The following is a 378-nucleotide window of genomic DNA, read 5'->3' as shown; positions in this document are numbered from 1 at the left end:
CGAGTAGGCGCGGCTAGCTTTTGCTAGCTGAGGAAAGTCCACGCACGCACAAGCTGCGATGCTTGTAGTGATCGTATTCAGCTCAATAAGCTGGAGGAAAGTTATTTAACTTTTACGGCGGAAAAAGTGCTAAATCTTTGGACATGCATTACTATCCTGAAAGTGCCACAGTGACGTAGCAAAATCAGAAATGATTTTGGTGGAACGAGGTAAACCCTGCGAGCGTGAAACCCAAATTTGGTGGGGGAGTTTCGATCTAAGGAAATGAACTAAAGATCGGGTTATTGCATTAGCAATAAAGATAGATGACTACTAATAGTGATTTTGCCAAGAATCACTGGAACAAAACGTGGCTTATAGAAATTCACACAGGCAGAG

General features: G+C 42.9%; 1 other RNA gene. It reads left to right on the top strand.

The window, feature by feature from the left end:
* Positions 1-362, top strand: an RNA gene (rnpB, locus tag EIZ58_RS32860) — RNase P RNA component class B; the annotation flags it as partial.
* Positions 363-378: the final 16 nt, after the last annotated feature.

The sequence above is a fragment of the Ammoniphilus sp. YIM 78166 genome (assembly GCF_004522215.1).
In the GTDB taxonomy this organism is placed as follows: domain Bacteria; phylum Bacillota; class Bacilli; order Aneurinibacillales; family RAOX-1; genus YIM-78166.
Note: the sequence above shows the minus strand (reverse complement) of the source record. Positions and strands in the feature narration are given on the sequence as shown.